A 23,337-nucleotide genomic window follows, 5' to 3' on the forward strand; every position below is an offset into this window, starting at 1 on the left:
CCTTACCCCTGCTCCGCAAAGCGGAGCGAAAGGTCGCTGACCACGCCGGAAACCGCCTGGTCCATCGTCTCGCTGCCGGACAGCAGGGCCTTGGTGTGGGCGATCAGACTGTCCTGCAGGGCCTGGTCCACCACGACCGGGGTTGAGAGCCGGGCCAGCAGTTCCTCAAAGCCGCCGGTGTAGCCGTTTTCCTGCATGGCTTCGAGATTGCGGTCTAAGAAGGCCTGCATCCCCGCCTTGGTCACCGGCATGCCGTCATACTGGAAACTGCCCTGCACGCCGTCGCTGAACAGGGCCTTCACAAACGCCAGGGCGTAGTCCTCACGGTCGCTGTCGGCGCGGACCGCCGCGAAACAGGAGGGCAGATAGACCCCCTCGCAGAGTCCCGGCTGCAGGATGGTCTGGCCGGTGGCCCGCTGGTCGGAATCGGTGGCGCCCAGCCAGGCGGGCGTCGTCATGGTGCCGTAGCCGAACACTGCGCGCCCGGCCTGGGCGTACTCCGACATGGCCTCGTTCCAGGTCACGGCGTCCACACCGCCAAAGCTGCTTACGGTCCCGCCCATCGGGTCCGGCTCGGGGTAGTCCGCCATGCCGTAGGCATTGCCGACCGTTTCCAGGAAGGTCATCAGACGGCGCAGGGCGGTTTCGTCCAGATGATCCGCCGGGAGCAGCGCCGGCTCGGAGGTCTGCAGCGCAAACCGGACCAGGCTGTCCACGCTGTCAAAGCCCAGGGCGTACCGCTCGGATTCCTCCAGCGGCGCCCAGCTCGTCTCGGCCGGGCGGGGCGGATACTGCTGTACCAGCGCCGCCACATCCTCCAGGGTCGAGACGCCGTCCAGCGTGCCGGCCGCGCCGTGCATGACCGGAACCGTAAAGCGGGCAGGCAGCAGGCAGAGACTGCCGTCGGCGCCGGTATAGTCGTCGGCCACAAAATCGTAAAGGCTGTCAGGGTCCACCGTGCCGGACAGGTCGGCCAGCAGCCCGCTGGCCGAGAAGGCGTCCAGATCCGCGCCGTCCAGAATCATCACGTCGGGACCTTCCCCCGCCAGCAGTTCGGTGTTCAGCGTGCGCAGCGCGTCGTCGGCAGTCAGGCCGGCGGCGTCCTGCATGGCAACCTGGTAATCCACCGCACAGTCGGGATTCTGCCCGACAAAGGCCTGGATGGCCGCGCGGACGGTGGAATTCTCTTCGAGGCTCCAGACCTCCAGCGTGTCGGCCGCGGCGGAGAGCGTCGCGTCAAAGGCATAGCGGCAGAGGGTGGACTGCATCGCGTCATCCTGCAAAATGACCAGATAACTGCCGTCCGGGGCACAGAACAGCTCGGAAATGTAGTTGCTCGGCAGGGACAGCGCGGTGCCGGAGCCATCCACGACCTGTTCGCTCAGGCCGCCGCCCTGGGCCTGCCGGTAAATGCCGGTGCTGTTGACGTAACAGATGGACTTGTCGGCCCCCATGGCGGTCTGGACGGCATACGGGTCGGACACAAAGCCGGACTGGACCGTCTGGGTGGTGCCGTCCTGGTTGGCGCGGCAAAGATCGCCGTTGGCCGTCAGATAATACAGGAAGGCGCCGTTTTCATCGCTGGCCGGCAGAATTCCCGCAATCTCGTTGCTGCCGTAAAAGTAGCCTCCGCCGTCTGCGCTGATGGCCACATCGGTCTGGTTCTGGGTGTCCACGCCCAGCGATATCCAGCATTTTGCCTGCCGGGCCTCCACGTCGTAGAACAGCAGGTTGCCGGGCAGAGAGATGCCCGGCCCGCCCGAGGGGATCACGGCCAGCGTGCCGTCGGGCAGAAAACACAGCTGGGCGATCCGCAATCCGCCGCCGTCGGGGTTCAGGTCCAGCTGGGTCAGGCTGCCGTCCGGCCGGGCCAGCCAGGTTGTGGAATCCATGGCTTCAAATACCACGGTGCCGTCCGGGGTGGCCGCCCAGTATACCAGCGGGCCGGCCTTCTCGGCCCAGTCCAGCGTCTCGGCCTGCCAGCTGGCGCCGTTGTCGGTGGAAGTCAGGCGGACGGTGGCGGAGGTCTCGGTGCTTTCGTCCCGGGCATAGAGCACAAGACTGCCGTCCGCCAGTGCGGCGGGCGGGCAGGTCAGCAGCAGCCCGGCCGGAAGTCCGGTGGCCTGCTGTTCCACCCAGCGCCCCTGGGGAACGGCCGCGGTCTGGGCGGCGGTGCCGTCGGCGCTGTCCGGCGCGGTGCCGGATGCCGTACACGCGGCAAGAGAAATCGCCATCATCCCGGCCACCAGCGGGGAGAGAAGCTTGTTTACAGTTTTCATGGCTGCCTCCAAACAATCATGGGAATTTCGGAACACCTGCATTCTAGCAAAACAGTCTGGAAAAAACCTGAAACCCGCCTTTCAGGTTTCTTCCAGACTTTTGGCGTATACTGAATCTGATTGAAAACTTGTCACATCGGAAAGGAATGTTTCATGCGCATCTTACTGATTGAGGACGATGAAGCACTCTGCCAGGTCCTGCAGCCCACGCTGCAGGCCGCGGGGTTTGCCTCGGACTGCTGCCACAACGGCGCCGACGGGCTGGAACTTCTCAGGTCGGGGTATTACGATGCCTGCATCCTGGACCGGATGCTGCCCGAACTGGACGGGCTCCGCCTTTTGAAGCACGCCCGCGCGGACGGGGTGCGCATCCCGGTGCTCATGCTCACCGCCCTGGGGCAGGTCGGGGACCGGGTCGACGGGCTGGATGCCGGGGCCGACGATTATCTCGCAAAGCCCTTCGATACCCGGGAACTGCTGGCCCGGCTGCGGGCACTGGTCCGCCGTCCGGCCGACCTGAACGAGACGGCGCACCGCATCGTCTGCGGGGACCTTGTGCTGGACACCGCCCAGCAGACGCTGACCGGGCCGTCCGCGACCGTCACGCTGAGCCGCCGGGAATGTGACCTGCTCACGGTGTTCTGCCGCGCACCCGGCCGGCTGCGGGCGCGCGCCGTGCTGCTGGGCAGTGTCTGGGGTTCCGATGCCGACATCGAGGAGGCAAGCCTTGACAGCTATGTCAGCTTTATCCGCCGCCGTCTGAACGCGGTGGGCAGCCGGGCGGTGATCCGGACCGTGCGCGGTTCGGGGTACCGTCTGCTGCCCGCCGGGGAGGAGGCGTCCCATGCTTGACCGTCTGCGCCTCCGTCTGACGGTGCTGTTCAGCCTGCTCACGGCCGCCGTGCTGGCGGCCGCGCTGGCCGCCACCTGCCGCATGGCCCAGAACGAGGCGGTCGCCGGGGCGGACCTGGTGTTTGCCAACACCGTCACGGCGGTCGCGGACGCCGTCAGCGAAAACGGTCTGGTGCGGGACAGCTGGCTGGCACGGCAGGAAACCGACGGGCGGCTGATCCTGTATCTCGAGGATAACGGCCAGCCGCTGGCCTTCCCGGGCGGGTGGACGCCCGCCGACGACCGCGCCGAGCTGGTCGGCCTGGCCAAGGAACAGGCGGCTGCGGCCGGACTGAACCCCGACAGCCGGCGCCGCCAGAAGGTCAGTTTCCCGCTGCCGGGCACAGCGCTGCGCGGCAGCTATACCGGCACCGCCCTGCTCTTGCCCCATGAACAGGTCCCCAGCGCCGTGGCCCTGTACGTCATCCGGGACATGCAGCCCCTGCAGGCCCGTCTGCGCGCCATGATCTGGCAGTATGCGGGGCTGTGGGCGGTCGGCACAGCGGTGCTGGCGCTGCTCTCCCACTGGATGGTCTGCCGCGCACTGCGCCCCACCGAACAGGCCATGCAGAAACAGCGGGAGTTCATCGCCGCAGCCGGGCACGAGCTGCGCAGCCCGCTGACCGTGCTCAAGGCCAGCCTGCAGGCCGCACAGGCGCCCGGGACGGCCGATCAGGCCCCCCGCTTCCTCGACCATGCGGTCTGTGAGGTGGACCGGCTGTCCCGCCTGACCGAGGACCTGCTGATCCTGGCCGGCGGCGATGCCGGTGTGTGGCGTACCTCGCTCGCGCCGATCAGCACCGATACCTTTCTGATTGAGCTGTATGAACGGTTCGCCCCGGTTGCGCGCCTGCATCAGCATACGCTGACCCTCGATCTGCCGGACAACCCGCTGCCGGACCTGCACGCCGACACCCAGCGGCTGGAACAGCTGTTTGCCGTCCTGCTGAACAATGCGTTTGAGTACACCCCCGCCGGCACGCCGGTGGAAATCCGGGCCCGGGTGTCAGGCACCCTCCGCATCGCGGTGACGGACCATGGCCCGGGCATACCGGACAATGAAAAACAGCGAATTTTCGAGAGATTTTCCAGGGGGGACCGCAGCCGCACCGACAAGGCCCATTTTGGCCTCGGCCTTGCCGTCGCCGGCGAGATCGCCGCATTGCACGGGGCCAGCCTGCGGGTGCAGGATACGCCCGGCGGCGGGGCCACCTTTGTGGTCGAGTGGACCGCCAAAGCCATATGAAAAAAGACAGGGTCCGTGCCCTGTCTTTTTTGGTTTTCTTTTCCGGTCAGCAGTTGCCGGTATAGACGTATTTCAGCTGTTCCCGGGCCGCCTGTGCCAGACGGTAAACGGTATCCACCGGCGTCGGCGGGCGGTCCTGCATCCGGTGCCGCGGGAAAAAGCGGGAAACGTGCAGCGGAATCTCCGGGCTGACCGAAGCCAGCCAGCCGGACAGCGCCCGCATCTCGGCCTCGCTGTCGTTCTCGCCGGGGACCACCAGGGTGGTGACCTCGAGATGGCACTGCTCCGCCGCCAGCGCGATGGACCGCTTGACGGTTTCCAGGTCGCCGCCAAGGCGCCTGTACCAGCCTTCGGTAAAGCCTTTCAGGTCGATGTTCACCGCGTCCATCAGCGGCAGCAGCGCTCGCCAGGGTGTTTCCGCAATCGTGCCGTTGGTCACCAGCACATTGACCATCCCCGCCCGGTGAACCAGCACGGCGCAGTCCCGCAGATACTCGTACCCCACCAGCGGCTCATTGTAGGTATAGGCCACGCCGATGTTGCCGCGGTCCCGCAGCCGCAGGGCCTGCTGCACCAGCTGTTCAGGGGAGCAGTCCCGGGTGTCGGTTTCCGCCCCGACGGCGGCAATCCCGGCATTCTGGCAGAACGGACAGTGCAGGTTGCAGCCGAAGCTGCCCACCGACAGAATCAGGCTGCCGGGATGGAACCGGCGCAGCGGCTTTTTCTCGATGGGGTCGAGGGCCAGCGCGGTGATCCGACCGTAGTTCAGCGGCACAATGACGCCGCCGCGGTTGGCGCGGGCCCGGCAGGCGCCGGTCTGGCCCTCGTCCAGCCGGCAGCGGTGAAAACACAGCTCACAGATCGCCTTCATACATGCCGCACCACCTTGAAACGCTGCAGTGTGTAGGGGTCATTCTCCCCGATGCCGCCCTTGCGGCGGGCAATCTCCACCTGCTGGTCCACCGTGTCCACGCCGTCCAGGTCAGGCAGCAGCAGGCCGCGCCTGCGCCCATAGCTGACAATGACGCCGTAGCGTCTGGGGTCCAGCCGGGCGGGCGAGTCCACCGGTTCGGGTCGGCCCAGCACGTCCACGCTGTATTCCAGCTCGTCCAGTTCGTCGGCGCGTACCGGCGGAAAACGCGGGTCCCGGGTCCCGGCCGAAACCGCGTTGTGCACAATCTCCTCGGCCACGCTGGCTTGGGTGGGGGCGATGGTCCCGATGCACCCGCGCAGCCGCCCGTCCTTGTGCAGCGAGACAAAGGCCCCCGCCGCCTCCCCGGTCAGCGCGGCGGGCAGGTCCCCGGGCAGGGTCTGCAGCATCTGCCCCTGCCGCAGATAGGTCTCGAGCGACAGGCGCGCCAGCCGCACCCAGGGGTCCTCCGCGGCGCGGCGGGCGGCCAGCCGTTCTTTGCGGGCCGCCTCGCAGGCCGGGGCATACCGGCGGGTGTCGTCCTGCCCGGTGACCGGGAACAGCGCCACGCCGTACCCCACGCCGAAGGGCCCCTCGTGGCTGAGCAGCCGGGGGGCAACCGCCAGCCCGTCCAGCGCGCCCGCCATGATCTGGAAGGAGCGCAGACCGCATTCCGCCGCCCGCTCGCACAGGGACGGGTCCATCGTCAGGAATTCAAGAAAGTTGCCGGAGGCCATCGTGCGCGTCACAGCGTCGTCAAAGACCGGGCCTTCCGGCGCAAAGCCGTAGGGGCCGTCGGCCCGGAGCTTGTGGGACAGGTCCCCGCTGGCCACAAAGACGGCGCGGCGGCCCAAAGCCTCCACCGCCCCGGCCACGCACTGCCCCAGCCGGTAGTGGTCCAGCGCCGAAAAGCCGGACAGCCCCATCCGCACCATGGGGCAGGTGACCCCCGCCTTGCGCAGATAATACAGCGGAATCAGCACGCCGTGGTCCAGGCTGGGGTCCCGCTGACCCCGCGTGCCGGCCTGCAGACCGGCTTGTCCGGCGCGGCGGAGGATTTCCTCCCGCAACGGGGCATCATAGGTGACTTCCAGGCGAACCTGCGGCGCTCCGAAGGCCGCCATCGAGCCCGCCGCGCCGCTGCCCGGCGCAATGTGGAAGTAATCCGCATACAGGATCGTGTGGGGCGAGGCGACGATCAGCACGTCGGGGTTCCAGCGGGCCACCTCCGCGGCGGCGGTGCGCATCGCATGGTCCGTCGCAGCAATGTCCCGTTCCCGGCCTTTGCCCACTTCGGGCAGCAGCACGGGCGGATGTGGGGTCAGTACAGCACCAAGCATCGGCATATCGGTCACTCCTTTCCGGTGATGCAGCGGATTTCCGGTTTCAGTCCAGGTCCACAATGTCCACGGCGGTACCGTGCTCCCGCAGCAGCGCCACCAGGTCCTCGGCCTTCAGCCAGACCGTGGCGGTGTTGTCGTTGGGATGTACGCCGATCAGGCCGGACCCCTGCCAAAAATCCCGGTCAATATAAAAATGTACCCGGCACGCTGTGTCGTTGAGCAGGCCGAAGGGGGTCACCGCGCCGGGAATCAGGCCCAGAAGTTCCTGCAGCTCCTCCGGCGAGGCAAAGGTCAGCGGTTTGGTGCCCTGCCGGCGGCGGAACTCCTTCAGGTTCACCCGCTTGTCCCCCCGCACCGTGATCAGGTAGTAGCTGCGCCGCTTGTCGTCCCGCACAAAAAGGTTCTTGGCGTCGCGGTCGGGGTAGGGCAGCGCCACCTGCGCCAGCTCCTCCATGTTGTAGACGGCGGTGTGCTCGGTGATCTCGTGCTCGATCTGCTTTGCGTCGAGAAATTCATAGACTTCCTGTTTGGTCATAGGAACCCTCCCTCTCTGTCTTTATTGTAGCGCATCCCGCAAGGGGGAGCAAGCGGTCGGCGCTGGGGGGAGGATAGCATTTTCAATGCAGCGGCTGGCATAGCTGGCAAAGCGGGTGGGACGGGACGGGTCGTAGGTATCCACGGCCTTGATGAGCCCGATGGTTCCGATGCTGATGAAATCGTCCTGGCTGCCCGGCGCCGCGTAGTATTTTTTGGCCACATGGGCCACCAGCCGCAGGTTGTGGCGGATCAGCCGGTCCCGCGCCCCCTCGTCGCCGCGGCGCAGGGCGGCGAAGGCCTCCCGCTCCTCCTCGCGCGTGAGCGGGCGGGGAAACCGCCCGGTCTCGAGATGCAGCGCCAGGTACAGCATATGCCCGGCAACGGACTGCAAAAACAACCCGAAAATTCCCAACATGAGATCACCCCCGTACACTGTATGCACGCGGGCCCGGCGGCAATCGCGCACCGGGAAGAACCGACACGAAAAAAGGGAACCGCCTTCCAAGAAGGCGGTTCCCTGCAGAATCCAGGATCACAGCGGGGCGACATCGAACCGGTAGACCGTGGTGGCGCTGTAAGGCGTCTCGGGCAGGACGGTGACATCGGGGAACTCGTTGTGGTTGGGGGAGTCGGGGAACTCCTGGGTTTCCAGACAGACGGCGTGGCGCGGCGCGTAGCGGGCACCGTCCTTGCCGGGCGTTTTGGGTTCCAGGTAGTTGGCCGTGTAGACCTGAACACCGGGCTGGGTGGTCAGCGTTTCCATCCGGATGCCGGTGTCGGGGCCGGTCAGCCAGGCCACATGGCGCAGGCCGGTGTCGGGCACAACATAGCAGTGATCGTAGCCGCGGCACTGGACCAGCGCCGGATAATTGGCGGCAATATCGCGGCCGATCGTCTTTTCTTCGGTGAAGTCCATCGGCGTGCCGGCCACCGGGATCTTACGGCCCGTGGGGATGGAATATTCGTCGGTCTCCAGATAGGTGCGGGCGTCCATGGACAGCCGGTGCCCCAGCACACTGCCCGAATCGTGGCCGTTGAGGTTGAAGTAGCTGTGGTTGGTGATGTTGATGACGGTGGGGGCGTCGGTGGAAGCGGTATACTGGATGACCAGACCGCTGCCGGCCAGACTGTACCGGACTTCCAGCTCGACGTTGCCGGGGAAGCCGTCCGTGCCGTCCGGGCTGACGGCGGTCAGCACCAGGGCGTCGCCGTCCTCCACCATCCGGAAAACCGTGTGATGGAATCCGTGCAGACCGCTGTGCAGGCAGTTGCCGTTCTCGTTGGCGGTCACATGGTATTCCTCTGTATAAAGGTAGAAACTGGCTCCGCCGATGCGGTTGGCATACCGGCCGACGACGGCGCCCATCGAATCGGGATTCAGCTCATAATCCTCGACGGTGGGGTAGCCGAGCACGACATCCACCTTGCGGCCGTGGCGGTCCGGCACGATGAGGCGGTGGATCAGGGCAGCGTAGCTCAGGATATGGACCTCCAGCTGCCCGTTGGACAGGATGCCTTCCTTGACGGAAGTGCCATCCGTGGCTTTGCCGAAATTGCGGATCTGAATGCTCATCCTTGCTCGCTCCCTTCCGAGTCGGTATCGGAACTCTCTGCTTTGCGGGACAGATCCAGCCGGACACTGTCGGCCACGGCGCCGGTGCCGTAATTGAGCATCCGGTTCACGCGGCTCACGGTGGCGCTCGAAGCGCCGGTCTCCTTCCGGATCTCGCTGTACACCTTGCCTTCCAGCAGGCAGCTTGCCACATCGTAGCGCTGCTCCAGCGTGCGCAGTTCGGTCACAGCGCAGAGGTCCTCAAAAAAACGAATACAATCATCCAGGTTTTCCAGCCGCAGAATGGCCTCATACAGAGCCGTACGGCGGGGCTGCCCGTTGGGTGCGGTACCAGCGCGCATAGGCGCCTCCTTTGACAAAATACAGGTCTGGGGCCAGAGTGGCCCGGTGGAACTTGGCGGATGCGCCTACAAAGCCCAGGCGCTTGTTATTTGTATTGTAGCAATTTCACAAACGCAAGTCAAGGCTTTAACACACTGAATTCCTACCCCGTCAATATCGAAGTTCCCCGGCTCCGCCCCCTTGCCGTTTGGCGCGCAAAGAGGTATGATAGACAACATACAGGCGGATTTTGTTCCGCCCGAGAGGGAGGTAGTACGATGAAAGTATGGGATCTGCACTGCGACACGCTCTCCGAGCTGCGCTATGCCGAACGGGAGGGCCACCCCAAGGACTTTGCCCACAACGACCTGATGCTGGACCTGGAGCGGATGCGCCGCGGCGACTATCTGCTGCAGTGCATGGCCTGCTATGTCTGTCTGGACCCCGAGCGGGAGAAGGACCCGCTGGTTGCCTGCCTGGAAGAGATTGATGTTTTCAACCGGCTGCTGGACCGGTACGCCGACCAGGTGACGGCGGTGCGCACCCCCGAGGACATCCGCGCCCTGCGCGGCAGCGGCCGCATCGGCCTGATGCTGACCGTTGAGGAGGGCGGCGTCTGCCGGGACAGCCTGGGCGTGCTGCGGGATCTCTACCGTCTGGGCGTGCGGATGATGACGCTGACCTGGAACTTCCGCAACGGGCTGGCCGAACCGAACTTCGTGCAGGAAAACCGTCCCAACACCGAGGGCGGCCTGACGCCCCGCGGCGTCGAGTTCGTGCGGGAGATGGAACGCCTGCGGATGATCCCCGACGTGTCCCACCTGTCCGACGCCGGCATCCTGGACGTGCTGCGCTATACGACCCGGCCCTTTGCGGCCAGCCATTCCAACGCGCGCGGCTGCTGCCCCCATGTCCGCAACCTCACCGACGAGATGCTGCACGCCATGGGCGAGCGTGGCTGCCTGATCGGGCTGAACTACTGCCCGTCCTTCCTGGACGCCAACCCCGACCCCGCCCGGCGCCGCAGCCGCATCAGCGACATGGCGCGCCAGGTGCGCTACCTGATCGACCATGCGGGCGAGGACTGCATCGCCCTGGGCAGCGACTTTGACGGCATTGACGGCGATCTCGAAATCGCGGGCGCCCAGGACCTGCCCCGTCTGGCCGAAGGCCTGCAGCGGGAAGGCATCCCGGAGCGGGTGGTGGAAAAGCTCTTCAGCGGCAACGCCGAGCGCTTCTTTACCGAAAACCTCTGACCATACAAAAAGGAAAACAGTCATGACAGCATTGCAGATTTTTTATTGGGCGCTGGGCCTGGTCTTTATCGTGCTGGGCCTTGCCTGCGTGGCGGAAAAATACCGCACGGTGCGGGGCGGCACGCTGCTGACCGCCCGCATCCTCAAATGCGAGAAAGACGGCCCCAAAACCCGCAAGGGCAGCGGCGGCTATCGCTATACCGTGGAATTTGAGGCAGACGGCGTCCGCCGCACCGCCCTGACCAACGATGCCTTCTGGTTCAACCGCAGCCGCAACATCGGCCAGCTCATCGCGGTCTGGTACAATCCGGCCAGCCCCCATCTGGTCGAACGCAAGAGCCCCGAGGCCGAACTGCTCAGCCTGTTCTTTGTGGCGCTGGGGGTTGCGGTGATTCTCTGGCTGGGAATTCCCTGGTGAACAACATAAGGTTGTAATCTGCCGGATTTTGTGGTATACTGGCAGCATCACGGAAATTCGGAGGCAGGCATACTATGCAGGTGGTAGCATATCTCGTTTTGGCACTGTCGGTGCTGAGCAACATCCTTCTGGCGCTGCTGCTCGTCCGCAGCAACCGCAACTCAGGGCGGGACAACACCGACAAGATCGCCCGGCTGGTGCAGCAGACGGTGGAAGGGGAGACCGAGGTCCTGGCCGACCAGCTCCGGACGCTGCAGGGCGAGATGGCCCGCACGACGACGGCGAGCACCCGGGACCTGGGTACGCTGCTGGCCGAGAGCCAGCGCCAGAGCCAGGAGAATGCGACCTCCCGGCTGGAGGCCATCGACCGGGCGGGAGCGGCCCGGCAGCGGGCGGCCAACGACGCGCTGCTGGCCCAGCTGACCGTGCTGGAAACCCGGCTGAAAAACCTCGAGGATACCAACGCCAACCGGCTGGAGGGCGTCCGTTCGACGCTGCTGCAGGGCATGAATGCGATCCGGGCGGACAATAATAAGAAACTGGAAGAGATCCGCGGCACCGTGGATGAAAAGCTGGAAAGCTCGCTGCAGAAGCGGGTCAGCGAGTCCTTCCGGACGGTCAGCAGCCAGCTCGAACAGGTCTACAAGGGCCTGGGCGAGATGCAGAGCCTGGCCGCCGACGTGGGCAGCCTCAAGCAGGTGCTGTCCGGCGTCAAGACACGGGGCATCCTGGGCGAGGTGCAGCTCGGGGCGATCCTCAAGGAGATCCTCGCCCCCGGCCAGTATGCCGAGAACGTCGCCACCGTTCCGGACAGCACCAACCGCGTGGAATTTGCGGTGCGGCTGCCCGGCCAGAACGGCACGGTCTGGCTGCCCATCGACGCAAAGTTCCCCGGCGACAGCTACGCGCACCTGCAGAACGCCCAGGCCTCGGGGGACCCGGCGGCCGTGGCGGCGGCCCGCCGCCAGCTGGAGACGGTGATCCGCCAGGAAGCCAAGGACATCCACGACAAATACATCGAGGTGCCGTACACGACGGCGTTCGGCATCCTCTTCCTGCCCTTTGAGGGGCTCTACGCCGAGGTGGTCAATTCCGGCCTGCCGGAGGTGCTCCAGCGCGAGTACAAGATCAACGTGGCGGGCCCCTCGACGATGGCGGCGCTGCTCAACGCGCTGCAGATGGGCTTCCGCACCCTGGCCATCCAGAAGCGCTCCGGCGAGGTCTGGCAGGTGCTGGGGGCCGTCAAGACGGAATTTGAAAAGTTTGGCACCGGCCTGCGCTCGATGCAGCGGCATCTGAACCAGACGGGCAGCGACCTCGAGGACCTGATCGGCACCCGCAGCCGGGCGATCTCCCGCAAGCTGGAGAGCGTCCAGCAGCTCGAACCCGCCGAGGCCGCCGACCTGCTGGGCCTGACCGAGCCGCTTGCCCGCGATGCGGCCGGGCAGGAACCCGAACGGACGGAATCCCCGGCCCGGCTGCGCCGCCGCGAGGATGCCAAACCCTGAACTGCCGCAAGGCAAACTCCCCGGGAGGTGGATCTTGTATGAAAGACATTCGTTGGGAACTGATTGCGATGCCGCTGGTCGGCATTGTGCTGGGCCTGTACCTCATCGTGCGGCCCGGCGCCGCCACCGTGGCGCTCTGCTCGCTGGTCGGCTGGCTGATCCTGCTGGCCGGCGGCCTGGGGGTCGGCGCGGCGCTGACCTTCCAGCGCGCCACCCTCGTCAAGACGGCGCTGCTGCCGCTCAGTGTGGCCGGCGTTGTGGTGGGGCTGTTCTTCATCCTCAGCCCCGGCACCCTGATCGAGCTGGTGGGCCTCGTCATCTGCGTTTTCCTGATGGTGGAGGGCATGACCAGCATCCAGAACGCGGCAGCCCGCCGCCGCTGGGGGGACCGCGCCTGGTGGGTGCCGATGGTCATCGGCGTCGTCTGCGTGCTGCTGGGCATCTACGCGCTGTTCTCTCCCGGCGCATCCACGGCCATGGTCATGCGGCTGGTTGGCGTCATGCTGACCTTCAGCAGCGTCGTCAACCTGCTGGCCATCCTGAGCAGCGCCGACTGAGTGCAAAAAAAGGGCCGCAGCCTTCCGGGGCTGCGGCCCTCTGTGTTTGTGGGAACCCGGCGGCTCAGGAGAGCAGCAGCCCGGTGTTCCAGTCGAACTGGTACAGGATGCCGTTGATCCAGACCGGCCCGTGGGCCATGGCCCCGGTCAGCGGGTCAAAGTAGCAGGTGCCGGCGCTGCTGCTGTTCCAGCCCTTGACCATCCGGCCCAGGGCGTCGTACCGCACCCATTTGCCGCCGTCCACATCCAGATAGACATCCTTGCTCACGGCCTTGGCGCCCTGCTGGACATTGTCCAGCCAGTACCAGGCGTTGGAGGCCGGGTCGTAGATCTCCTTGCCGCGGTAGTTCGGGTCGGCGGGGTTCCAGCCCTGCCGCACCCAGTTCTCGTACCAGTACTGGGCGCCGTCCACCGTGAACCAGAAACTGCCCGCGGCGCTGCCGGTCAGGTCGCCGTCCAGCCAGTCAAAGGTGTAGCTCAGCCCGTTGATCCAGACCTGGCCGTAGCACATCGTGCCGTACTGGGGATCGTAGTAGACATGACGCCCGTCAGGCAGCGTCCAGGGCCCCTTGACCATCGCGCCGGTGACCGGCTCAAAATAGTACCAGCTGCCGTTCTGGAAGTTCTCGCCCTTGACCATCCGGCCGTTGGCGTCATACCGCACCCATTTGCCGCCGTTGGTGTCCTGATAGACATCCTTGTTCACGGCCTTGGCGCCGCCCTGCACGGCGTCCAGCCAGTACCAGCCGTCCGAGGCCGGGTCATAGATCTCCTTGCCCCGGCCCGTCGTGCCCTGCCGCACGCCGTTCTCGTACCAGTAATCCCGCCCGTCGCGGCTGAACCAGCCGGTGTAGCCGGCCGGCACGTCGGCGTCGCCGCTGTTCGCATACTTGGGCCAGAAGGTATCCCGGGCCAGCACCCCGCGGGAATCGCAGCGGTCCCGGTCGGACTGGGACGGGTTGTAGGTCACGAGCTCATAGTACTGGCACCAGTCATAGCCCGCCCGGTAGGCGCCCTCCGCGGTGTTGGGCACGCTGCGCAGCGTCGAGAGCAGACTGGGCAGACTGTTGAGCTCGTATTCCAGAAAGTGCATCTGGCCGTCCAGCGTTTTCCAGTTGTAGCCGTATGTATTGCAGTAGTTCTGCAGGTTGGTCCAGCGGCTGCCGTACCACTGACACAGACCGTAGGCGGTGCCGTAGTCGTTGGTGATGTCCACATAGAAGCGGGATTCCCGGTACATACTGGCCATGATGCCCGCCGCGGCGGCGGTGTTCAGCCCCATGTTCCCGGTCAGGTAGGCATAGACCCCCTGTTCGTTGGCGGCCAGGTCCTCGTTGCCGTAGCTGGCCAGGAACAGCGGGGCTTCGGCATACGATGCGCTGTCATTGTCAAACAGCGGCATCAGCGGCGGCATGGCCTCGTCGGCCGCCTCTCCGGTGGCGGGGGAAAGGGCGGATTCCGGGGTGGCCTGTGCCGCAGCGGGCAGACACAGACTCAGCGCGGCCGCAGCGGCCAGCGCCAGGCTCAGGATTTTACGTTTCAAAAGGCACCTCCTTGGTCGTGGAACGATGGGTTCCGGTTACACTTGTAAACAAAAAAGAGCACGGCGGTCTCCGGTTCAAGCAACCGGGGACCGCCGTGTTCATCTTGTACAATCCGATTGGGAAACCCGCAGGCCTTGCCCGGCGGATTCAAAGCTCCCCCAACAGAGCTGCACGAAAGTTCTGCGGCCGACCGGCAGACGCTCAATAACGGCGTTCCCGGATCTCGGCGGTGACATCCTCAAGGAAGGAGTCCAGATCGCGCACCGTCGTCTCGCCCTGACGGTCGCGCACGCTGATGTTGCCCGCTTCGGCTTCCTTGGCGCCCAGCACCAGCATATAGGGCACGCGGTCCACCTGCTGGGCTTCGCGGATCTTGTAGCCGATCTTCTCGTTGCTCTCGTCCAGGACGGCACGGATGCCGGCATCCGCCAGCTTGGCCGTCACGGTCCGGGCATAATCCAGCGTCTTTTCGCTCACGGGCAGGACCTTGACCTGCGTCGGAGCCAGCCAGGTCGGGAAGCGGCCCTTGGTCTCCTCAATCAGGTAGGCCATGAAGCGGTCCAGAGAACCCAGGATGGCGCGGTGCAGCACCACGGGGGTCTTTTCGGAACCGTCCTTGTCCACATAGGTCAGATGGAACTTGGCCGGCAGGCAGAAGTCCAGCTGGCAGGTGGACAGCGTGTACTCGGCACCCACGGCCGGCTTGACGTTGACATCCAGCTTGGGTCCGTAGAAGGCCGCCTCGCCGATCTCCTCGGTGAACTGGATGCCCAGCTCGGTCAGCACCTCGCGCAGGGCGCTCTCGGCATGGTTCCACATCTCGTCGTCGTCGTGGTACTTCTTCTTGTCGTTGGGGTCGCGCAGCGACAGCACGCAGCGGTAATCGGTGATGTTGAAGTCCTTGTACACATCAAAGATCAGGTCGCACACAGCGGCAACCTCGCTCTTGATCTGGTCAGGACGCACAAACAGATGGGCGTCATTCTGGCAGAAATGACGGCCGCGCTCAATGCCCTTCAGCGTGCCGCTGGATTCGTACCGGAAGTCGTGGGCGATCTCGCCGATGCGGATGGGCAGCTGACGGTAGGAATGCGGACGGTTGGCGTAGATCATCATGTGATGGGGGCAGTTCATCGGGCGCAGCACATAGCTCTCGCCCTCCATCTCCATGGCCGGGAACATGTTCTCGCGGTAATGATCCCAGTGTCCCGAGGTGCGGTACAGGTTCACGGTGCCCACGCAGGGGGTCATGACGTGCAGGTAGCCGCGCTTGCGTTCCTTTTCCTTAATATAGTTTTCCAGCTCCTGCCAGACCGTGTAGCCGTTGGGCAGGAACATCGGCAGGCCGCGGCCCACCAGGTCGTCCGTCATGAACAGACGCATTTCCTTGCCGATCTTGCGATGGTCGCGCTCCCGCGCTTCCTGCTGCTGCTTCTCCCAGGCGTCCAGCTCCTCCTGGTTGTGGAAGGCCACGCCGTTGATGCGGGTCAGCATCTTGTTCTCGCGGTCGTTCTTCCAGTACGCGCCGCTCTGCTGGGTGATCTTGAACGCCTTGAGCGCCTTGGTGTAGGTCAGGTGCGGTCCGATGCACATATCAATGTACTCGCCCTGCTGGAAGAAGCTGAACTCGGTCTCGTCGGCCAGATCCGCCATGTGCTCGATCTTGTACTTCTCGCCGCGCTCCTCCATGAGCTTGACGGCGTCCGCACGCGGCAGAATGAAGGGCTTGATCGCAAGGTTTTCCTTGCAGATCTTCTTCATTTCCTTCTCGATGGCTGCCAGGTCCTCGTCGGTCAGTTTGGTGTCGCCGAGGTCGACGTCATAGTAAAAGCCGTTCTCGGTGGCGGGGCCAAAGGCAAAGTCCGCTTCCGGATACAGCCGCTTGATGGCCTGCGCCATGATGTGCGCGGCGGTGTGGCGAAGAACGTGCAGTTCTTCCTCTTTGGGGCACTCGGCAACGGTGCCGTCCTTGTAGATGATCTTCATATAGCTGCCTCCTCGTGAGATACTGCGGCGGGCAGGCCCGCCCGACCGCAGAAAAAAATGCCTCATCCCATTCCAAAAACAGACGGGATGAAGCATTCAGATACTCCACGGTTCCACCCGAATTGGCCGCACACAGCGGTCCACTCGAACGTGTTGGTAACGGGTCACGGCCCGACGGGGGTTCGCCCCCGCGCTCGGCGGTGGTAGAATGCAGCGCGCCCGCAAGACCGCTTGCAGCACACCCGAAGGGCGGCGGTCCTCTCTTGTGCACAGCGCTGCACTTTTTTGTCCGCCTCATCGCTTTGTACAGGATGAAGTTGCTTTTACTATATCCTTTCCGCCCCCGAATGTCAAGGCCCCGGAACGTAAAATTTCCGCTGTGCCGTGGGGTTCGCAGCGGGCACATTGTAACAATTTCTTGACAATTCTGTGAATAGCCGTTAGAATACTAGTTAGGAAACAAAGGGTGTCGCCCAACGGGAACGCCGCTTTTTAGATATTGGATACCCGCCGCATTTTCGGCGTTGAACTGCATAGAATGTGATCTTTGGAGGAAGTGCGCCCATTTGTGCCTTCGTCCTCCACATCCGTGTCTGATTTTGTATAAAGATATCATGAAGGAAAAGCGTCTCGCTGTGCCTCGCCCTCCTGCAATCTCTATTTTGTAAGGAGTGAACAACCATGCCGGACTTTTTATCGTGGGTGTTGGTTTTCATTGCCGTTGTCGCAGTCGGAGCCGTCTGCTTCTATCTGGGCGGTGTGTATCGCAAACGCACAGCCGAAGCAAAGCTCGGGTCTGCCGAAGAGGAAGCCAAACGCATTGTGAACGATGCCATCAAGGCTGCCGAACAGAAACGCAAGGAAACCATCATTGAGGCGAAGGACGAAGCGTTCAAGCTCAAGGCCGACGCCGACAAGGAGATCAAGGACCGCCGCAGCGAGATCACCCGCCAGGAACGGCGGATGGATCAGAAGGAAGAAGCGCTGGACAAGCGCACCGCCGCGATGGAGCGCAAGGAAGAAGACCTGAAGAAGCGTTCCGAGCTGGTGGAAGCCCGCCTGGATGAGCTCGAACAGCTCAAACTGCGCCAGACCGAAAAGCTGGAAACGATTGCCGCCATGACCCAGGAGGATGCCCGCGCCGTGCTGCTCAAGCGCATCGACGACGAGCTGACCCACGAGAAGGCCATGAAGATCAGCGCCTACCAGGCCAACATGAAGGACGAATGCGACGCCATCGCCCGCGAACTGGTCGGCCAGGCCATCGCGCGCTGTGCCGCCGACGCCACGAGCGAGGCGACGGTCAGCGTGGTGCCGCTGCCCTCCGATGAGATGAAGGGCCGCATCATCGGCCGGGAGGGCCGCAACATCCGTGCGCTGGAGACCGCCACCGGCTGTGACCTCATCATCGACGATACGCCGGAAGCCATCACCCTTTCCAGCTTCGACCAGACCCGCCGCGAGGTGGCCCGGATGGCGCTGGAACGCCTGATTGCCGACGGCCGCATCCATCCCGCCCGCATCGAGGAGACCGTCGACAAGTGCCGCCGCGAACTGGAAATCCAGATGAAGCGGGAAGGCGAGAAGGCGGTCATGGATCTGGGCATCCACAGCCTGCATCCCGACCTCGTCAAGCTGATCGGACGGCTCAAGTACCGCACCAGCTACGGCCAGAACGTGCTGAGCCATTCGCTGGAAGTGGCGTGGCTGGCCGGTCTGATGGCCGGCGAGCTGGGCGTCAACGTCCAGATGGCCCGCCGCGCCGGACTGCTGCATGATATCGGCAAGGCGCTCGACCACGAGATCGAGGGCAGCCACGTCCAGATCGGCGTGGACATCTGCAAGAAGTACCGCGAGAATCCGCAGGTCATCCACGCCATCGAGGCCCACCACGGCGACGTGGAGCCCAAGACCGTGCTGGCCTTCATCATCATGGCGGCCGACGCCATCTCGGCAGCGCGCCCCGGCGCCCGCCGCGAGAATATGGAGAGCTATATCAAGCGTCTGGAAACGCTCGAAGCCCTCTGCAACGGCTTTGAAGGGGTCGAGAGCTCCTACGCCGTCCAGGCAGGCCGCGAGGTGCGCATCCTCGTCCAGCCCGACAAGGTCAACGATGACGAAGTCATTCTGCTGGCCCGCCAGGTGGCCAAGAAGATCGAGGATGAGCTGGATTATCCCGGTCAGATCAAGGTCAGCGTCATCCGCGAGAGCCGCGCTACCGAGTACGCCAAGTGATCCGGCCTCCGCCGGCACTCCACCCTTTCCCATGATTTCGGCAAACCGCACACACGGCGTCAACCGCCGGGCGTGCGGTTTGCTTTTTTCCTGTCCGGACGGGCCCGCGAGGCGTTTTCCCTCTTGTCAACGGATGGAAAAGAAAGTATAATATAAACTACATTAGTGTGCGGGTTTATGCCCCGGGCAAAGGCCGGAACGGAAGCTCCGGCCGGGACAGCTCAGGATGGGCGGTGACGCACGGCCCGGGGCTGCGGTACGCAGCGCTGTGAAAAGTAAGGAGCTGGAACTATGAAAGGGATTATTCTTGCCGGCGGTGCCGGCACACGTTTGTACCCGTTGACCATGGTCACATCCAAACAGCTGTTGCCGGTGTACGACAAACCCATGATCTACTACCCGCTGTCCACCCTGATGCTGGCGGGCATCCAGGACATTCTCATCATCTCGACCCCGACCGACACCCCGCGCTTTGAGGCGCTGCTCGGTGACGGCAGCCAGTACGGCGTGCATCTGCAGTACAAGGTGCAGCCCTCGCCGGACGGCCTGGCCCAGGCGTTCATTCTGGGCGCGGACTTCATCGACGGGGAACCCTGTGCGATGGTCCTGGGCGACAACATCTTCTACGGCGCCGGCTTCTCCAAGCGGCTCAAGGCGGCTGCCGCCAACGCCGAAGCGGGCCGCAGCACGGTGTTCGGCTACTATGTGACCGACCCCGAGCGGTTCGGCGTCGTCGCCTTTGACGAAAACGGCCAGGCCACCTCCATCGAGGAGAAACCCGCCTGCCCCAAGAGCAACTATGCCGTCACCGGCCTGTATTTCTACAACCGCGATGTCACCCGGATGGCCGCCCAGGTCAAGCCCAGCGCCCGCGGGGAACTGGAAATCACCACCCTCAACGAGATGTATCTCAAGCAGGGCAAGCTGGACGTGCAGCTGCTGGGCCGCGGCTATGCCTGGCTGGATACCGGCACGATGGACAGCCTCGTCGAGGCCGCCGACTTTGTGCGGATGATCGAACAGCGCCAGGGCATCAAGATCTCGGCCCCCGAGGAAATCGCCTACAAATACGGCTGGATCAGCCGCGCCAAGCTGCTGGAAAGCGCCGAGCGGTACGGCAAGAGCCCCTACGGCAAACACCTGAAGAACGTAGCGGATGACAAGCTCAGATACTGAGCGCCCGCCATCCTGAAGAAAGAGGCATCACCATGAAAATACTCATCACCGGCTGCCGCGGTCAGCTGGGCACCGAGCTGCAGAAGCAGCTGGCCGCCGAAGGCTGCGCCCTGGGCCCGCTGCCCGAGCGCCTGAAGAAGGCGACCGTCATCGCGGTGGATCTGGAGGAACTGGACATCACCGACCGGGAAGCGACGGTCACCTATATCCGCCGCACCCAGCCCGATACCGTCATCAACTGCGCGGCGTTCACCAACGTGGACGGCTGCGAAACCAACCGCGATGCCGCCTACAAAGTCAACGCCCTGGGGCCGCGCAACCTGGCCATGGCCTGCGAGAAGGTCGGCGCCCGGCTGGTTCATATCTCCACCGACTATGTCTTCCCCGGTACGCCGAACGGCGGCGTTGCGCTGGACGAGTGCGCCATCCCCGCGCCGATCTCGGCCTACGGCCAGACCAAACTGCTGGGCGAACAGTATGTGCAGCGGTTCTGCCGCCGCCATTTCATCGTGCGCACGGCCTGGCTGTACAGCTACTACGGCAAGAACTTCGTCAAGACGATGGTCAATCTGGCCAAGACCCACGACACGATCTCGGTGGTCAATGACCAGCTCGGCAACCCCACCAACGCGGTGGACCTGGCCTACCATATTCTCAAGCTCGCGGTCAGCCATGACTACGGCACCTACCATTGCACCGGTACCGGCATCTGCAGCTGGTACGATTTCGCCAGCGAGATCATCCGCCTGTCCGGTCTGCCGGCCCGGGTTGTCCCGGTCACCAGCGCCCAGTACAAGCAGATGAACCCCGCGGCTGCCAACCGCCCGGCCTGGAGTGCGCTGGAAAACCGTGCGCTGCGCTGCAGCGTCGGCGACGAGATGCGCCCCTGGCAGGATGCAATCCAAGACTTTTTTAATAATTGGGATGGTAATTGAATGAAAACGTATCTTGTGACCGGCTGCGCCGGCTTCATCGGCTCCAACTTTGTGCACTACATGCTGGAAAAGCATGAGGACATCCGCCTGATCAACCTGGACAAGCTGACCTATGCCGGCAACCTGGAAAACCTCGCGGACATCGAAAACGATCCCCGCCACATCTTTGTGCAGGGCGATATCTGCGACCGTGCCCTCGTCACTGACCTGATGAACCGCTACGATCCGGATTATGTCATCAACTTCGCGGCCGAGAGCCATGTGGACCGCAGCATCAAGAACCCCGAGATCTTTGTGGAGTCCAACGTGCTGGGCACCGTCAACCTGCTGCAGTGCTGCAAGGATGCCTGGTATGATGCCGAGGCCAAGACCTGGAAGGAAGGCAAGAAGTACCTGCAGGTTTCCACCGATGAGGTCTATGGTGCCCTGGGCGCCGAGGGCTACTTCATGGAGACCACGCCGCTGTGCCCCCACAGCCCCTACTCGGCCTCCAAGGCGAGCGCCGACATGTTCGTCAAGGCCTTCCACGACACCTACGGCATGCCGATCAACATCACCCGCTGCTCCAACAACTACGGCCCCTACCAGTTCCCCGAAAAGCTCATCCCGCTGCTCATCCACAACGCCCAGAACCACAAGACCCTGCCGGTCTACGGCGACGGTATGCAGGTGCGTGACTGGCTGTACGTCATGGACCACTGCAAGGCCATCGACATGGTGGCCACGGCGGGCCGGGACGGCGAGGTCTACAACGTCGGCGGCCACAACGAGCGCCCCAACATCTTCATTGTCAAGACCGTCATTGCCCAGCTCCATGACCGCCTGAAGGACGACGGCATCAGCGAGGATCTCATCACCCATGTGGCGGACCGCCTGGGCCATGACCGCCGCTACGGCATCGACCCCACCAAGATCCGCAATGATCTGGGCTGGTTCCCCGAAACCCCCTTCGAGAAGGGCATTGTGCTGACCATCGACTGGTATCTGGCCCATCCCGAATGGATGGAGCACGTCACCAGCGGCGACTACCAGAAATACTACGAGCAGATGTACAAAAACCGGTAATTTCCGGCAGCGTGCACCGCAGGAACCGGCCGCGGACCGGTCTTTGCGGCCTGTGCCGGTCCCGGCGGCGCTTTTCACAATTTTGCATTGCGGCGCCGTTTGTGGTATAATACGGCGAAACAGCTCAATCCGGCTCCCCACAGCGGGGGAGCCTCCGCATCGTATGAGGTTTTAACATGGCAATTTCCAGAGAAGAACAACTTCGTGACAACCGGCGTCTGTCCCGCCAGATCGTCGGCGCCGTGGCGCTGGTTCTGGTCCTGATCGGTCTGTTCACCGTTCTGGGCTGGATCGTCGGCGCGCTGCGCAGCGCCCTGGACGACACCGAACGCCGCGAAAATTATGCCGATCGTCTGTACGGTCTGGTCATGTTCGACGTTCTCCCGTTTGAAAACGTCAATGACGTGGACTCCAGCATCTTCCGTCAGGCGGCAATCTGGGGAACCGTCTATCAGATCCAGAAGAACGGCGGCAGCCTGGACGAGTACGAGCGTGACAGCACGACCGGCTCGGTCATTCTGCCGCGCCTCGAGGTGGATACCTACCTGAGCAACCTCCTGGGCCCCGACTACCCGATCACCGACGGCTCCTTTGAGACCGAAGCGTTCAACTACTACTACGACGAGGAAAAGCAGGGCTATCTGGTGCCGGTCACCGGCGCCGTGGGCCTCTACACGCCGGAAGTCGAGAAGATCACGACCCACGGCGGCAAGACCTACGTCACGGTGGGCTATATCCCGACGCTGAGCAACTCTTCGAGCAACGAGATCAGCCTGACCGCGCCGACCGAGCCCACCAAGTATATGGACTATGTCTTTGAGCGCGGCGCGAACCGCAAGTGGTATCTGAGCGCCCTGACCGAGAGCGAGATGAAGCCCGAGACGGTCTCCACGACCCCGGCGCCCACCACGGCGGATTCCGACCCGCAGTCCCTCGTGCAGAACAATCTGGATTCCACGATGACGGACTCGATGCCCGCCGCCAGCGCAGCCGAGGAGCCGGTATCCTCCGATGCGTCGTCCGACGCGGACGAGACGCCGTCCTCCGACCAGACAGCCGCCGACGAGGATTCCGGCGGGGATGCCTCCTCCGATTCATCGGCCGACAGTGACTGGACGGCTGACGATACCGGCGAGGGTCTGATCGGTGACGCTGCCACCGACAGCCAGTAACCGCGGCCCGTCCGGGTCCGGCTTACCTTCATCCATTTGGGCGACGCCTCTTCCCACCGCATCGGCGGGGGAGGCGCCGCCCTTTTTGCTGCCCGTGCCATAAAAAAGGAGCCGTCCGATTCTGTCGGACGGCTCCTGCCGTTTGTGGGAAAATCCGGCCTTACTGCAGAATGCCGGTGTTGGGATCAAAGTGGTACAGACGGCCGTCGATCGTCGCATCGCCCTTGGCCATCGTGCCGTAAATCGGGTCAAAGTAGTATCTGCCGTCGGCGCTCCAGCCCTTGATCATGCCGCCGTTGGCATCGTACCGCACCCATTTGCCGGTGCCGTCGGGGCGGTCCGCCCAGACGCCCGCCTCGGATTCCTGGTAGACATCCTTGGACAC

Annotated in this window: 20 protein-coding genes and 1 pseudogene; 11 read left to right on the forward strand and 10 right to left on the reverse strand. The window is 64.0% G+C overall.

Going from position 1 to position 23,337, the window contains the following annotated elements:
• Window positions 1-2: 2 nt before the first annotated feature.
• Window positions 3-2,279 carry an extracellular solute-binding protein gene (locus U0L91_RS00200; protein WP_330043839.1) on the reverse strand — a complete coding sequence of 759 codons (2,277 nt, stop codon included), beginning with the start codon at window positions 2,277-2,279 and terminating at the stop codon, window positions 3-5.
• Window positions 2,280-2,432: 153 nt separating this feature from the next.
• Here U0L91_RS00200 and U0L91_RS00205 point away from each other — a divergent pair, with 153 nt between their 5' ends.
• Window positions 2,433-3,131, forward strand: coding sequence for a response regulator transcription factor (locus U0L91_RS00205; RefSeq protein ID WP_330043841.1), 699 nt, complete (start codon window positions 2,433-2,435; stop codon window positions 3,129-3,131).
• Window positions 3,124-4,416: a sensor histidine kinase gene (locus tag U0L91_RS00210; RefSeq protein ID WP_330043842.1), complete on the forward strand. Its 1,293-nt coding sequence runs from the start codon at window positions 3,124-3,126 to the stop codon at window positions 4,414-4,416. Before U0L91_RS00205 ends, U0L91_RS00210 begins: the two co-directional genes overlap by 8 nt.
• 46 nt (window positions 4,417-4,462) lie before the next feature.
• Here U0L91_RS00210 and amrS read toward each other — a convergent pair whose 3' ends face one another.
• The 6 genes from amrS to U0L91_RS00240 all read right to left on the reverse strand — a co-directional run bounded on the left by amrS (window position 4,463) and on the right by U0L91_RS00240 (window position 9,120).
• Entirely contained in the window at window positions 4,463-5,287 is an 825-nt protein-coding gene (gene amrS / locus U0L91_RS00215) for an AmmeMemoRadiSam system radical SAM enzyme (RefSeq protein WP_330043844.1), read from the reverse strand.
• On the reverse strand, window positions 5,284-6,672 hold the full coding sequence (gene amrA, locus U0L91_RS00220) for an AmmeMemoRadiSam system protein A (RefSeq protein WP_330043845.1): 1,389 nt from the start codon (window positions 6,670-6,672) through the stop codon (window positions 5,284-5,286). The genes amrS and amrA overlap by 4 nt, the downstream gene beginning before the upstream one ends.
• A gap of 40 nt (window positions 6,673-6,712) precedes the next feature.
• Entirely contained in the window at window positions 6,713-7,204 is a 492-nt protein-coding gene (locus U0L91_RS00225; protein ID WP_330043847.1) for a prolyl-tRNA synthetase associated domain-containing protein, read from the reverse strand.
• Window positions 7,205-7,225: 21 nt separating this feature from the next.
• Complete coding sequence (locus U0L91_RS00230; RefSeq protein WP_330043848.1) at window positions 7,226-7,621, reverse strand: sigma-70 family RNA polymerase sigma factor; 396 nt, start codon at window positions 7,619-7,621, stop codon at window positions 7,226-7,228.
• Between the two features lie 117 nt (window positions 7,622-7,738).
• Window positions 7,739-8,779, reverse strand: a complete 1,041-nt coding sequence (locus U0L91_RS00235) for an aldose epimerase family protein (RefSeq protein ID WP_330043850.1) — start codon at window positions 8,777-8,779, stop codon at window positions 7,739-7,741.
• The gene (locus U0L91_RS00240; protein WP_330043852.1) at window positions 8,776-9,120 is read right to left on the reverse strand and encodes a YerC/YecD family TrpR-related protein; all 345 of its coding nucleotides are present in this window, start codon (window positions 9,118-9,120) and stop codon (window positions 8,776-8,778) included. The genes U0L91_RS00235 and U0L91_RS00240 overlap by 4 nt, the downstream gene beginning before the upstream one ends.
• Window positions 9,121-9,378: 258 nt before the next feature.
• On the opposite strand from U0L91_RS00240, the gene U0L91_RS00245 reads away from it, so the two are divergent.
• The 4 genes from U0L91_RS00245 (at window position 9,379) to U0L91_RS00260 (ending at window position 12,839) form a co-directional block, all read left to right on the forward strand.
• Window positions 9,379-10,356 carry a dipeptidase gene (locus U0L91_RS00245; protein ID WP_330043854.1) on the forward strand — a complete coding sequence of 326 codons (978 nt, stop codon included), beginning with the start codon at window positions 9,379-9,381 and terminating at the stop codon, window positions 10,354-10,356.
• A gap of 22 nt (window positions 10,357-10,378) precedes the next feature.
• Entirely contained in the window at window positions 10,379-10,774 is a 396-nt protein-coding gene (locus tag U0L91_RS00250; RefSeq protein WP_330043856.1) for a DUF3592 domain-containing protein, read from the forward strand.
• A 74-nt stretch (window positions 10,775-10,848) separates the two neighbouring features.
• Complete coding sequence (locus tag U0L91_RS00255) at window positions 10,849-12,282, forward strand: DNA recombination protein RmuC (RefSeq protein WP_330043858.1); 1,434 nt, start codon at window positions 10,849-10,851, stop codon at window positions 12,280-12,282.
• Window positions 12,283-12,320: 38 nt separating this feature from the next.
• Window positions 12,321-12,839: an HdeD family acid-resistance protein gene (locus tag U0L91_RS00260; protein ID WP_330043860.1), complete on the forward strand. Its 519-nt coding sequence runs from the start codon at window positions 12,321-12,323 to the stop codon at window positions 12,837-12,839.
• A 64-nt stretch (window positions 12,840-12,903) separates the two neighbouring features.
• Here U0L91_RS00260 and U0L91_RS00265 read toward each other — a convergent pair whose 3' ends face one another.
• Window positions 12,904-14,382, reverse strand: coding sequence for a phage tail tip lysozyme (locus U0L91_RS00265; RefSeq protein ID WP_330043862.1), 1,479 nt, complete (start codon window positions 14,380-14,382; stop codon window positions 12,904-12,906).
• A gap of 202 nt (window positions 14,383-14,584) precedes the next feature.
• Entirely contained in the window at window positions 14,585-16,369 is a 1,785-nt protein-coding gene (gene thrS / locus U0L91_RS00270; protein ID WP_330043864.1) for a threonine--tRNA ligase, read from the reverse strand.
• Between the two features lie 681 nt (window positions 16,370-17,050).
• On the opposite strand from thrS, the gene rny reads away from it, so the two are divergent.
• The 5 genes from rny (at window position 17,051) to U0L91_RS00295 (ending at window position 22,952) form a co-directional block, all read left to right on the forward strand.
• A complete protein-coding gene (gene rny / locus U0L91_RS00275) occupies window positions 17,051-18,604 on the forward strand; it encodes a ribonuclease Y (protein WP_330043866.1) in 1,554 nt (517 codons plus the stop codon).
• A gap of 291 nt (window positions 18,605-18,895) precedes the next feature.
• Window positions 18,896-19,780 carry a glucose-1-phosphate thymidylyltransferase RfbA gene (rfbA, locus tag U0L91_RS00280; RefSeq protein ID WP_330043868.1) on the forward strand — a complete coding sequence of 295 codons (885 nt, stop codon included), beginning with the start codon at window positions 18,896-18,898 and terminating at the stop codon, window positions 19,778-19,780.
• Window positions 19,781-19,812: 32 nt separating this feature from the next.
• Entirely contained in the window at window positions 19,813-20,715 is a 903-nt protein-coding gene (rfbD, locus tag U0L91_RS00285) for a dTDP-4-dehydrorhamnose reductase (protein WP_330043870.1), read from the forward strand.
• The gene (gene rfbB, locus U0L91_RS00290) at window positions 20,716-21,780 is read left to right on the forward strand and encodes a dTDP-glucose 4,6-dehydratase (RefSeq protein ID WP_330043872.1); all 1,065 of its coding nucleotides are present in this window, start codon (window positions 20,716-20,718) and stop codon (window positions 21,778-21,780) included.
• A gap of 176 nt (window positions 21,781-21,956) precedes the next feature.
• Window positions 21,957-22,952, forward strand: a complete 996-nt coding sequence (locus U0L91_RS00295) for an Ice-structuring protein (protein ID WP_330043873.1) — start codon at window positions 21,957-21,959, stop codon at window positions 22,950-22,952.
• 160 nt (window positions 22,953-23,112) lie between these two features.
• Here U0L91_RS00295 and U0L91_RS00300 read toward each other — a convergent pair.
• Window positions 23,113-23,337: pseudogene (locus tag U0L91_RS00300) on the reverse strand (hypothetical protein); the annotation flags it as partial.

Origin of the sequence: Gemmiger sp. (assembly GCF_036306485.1) — a bacterium.
Lineage (GTDB): Bacteria > Bacillota > Clostridia > Oscillospirales > Ruminococcaceae > Gemmiger.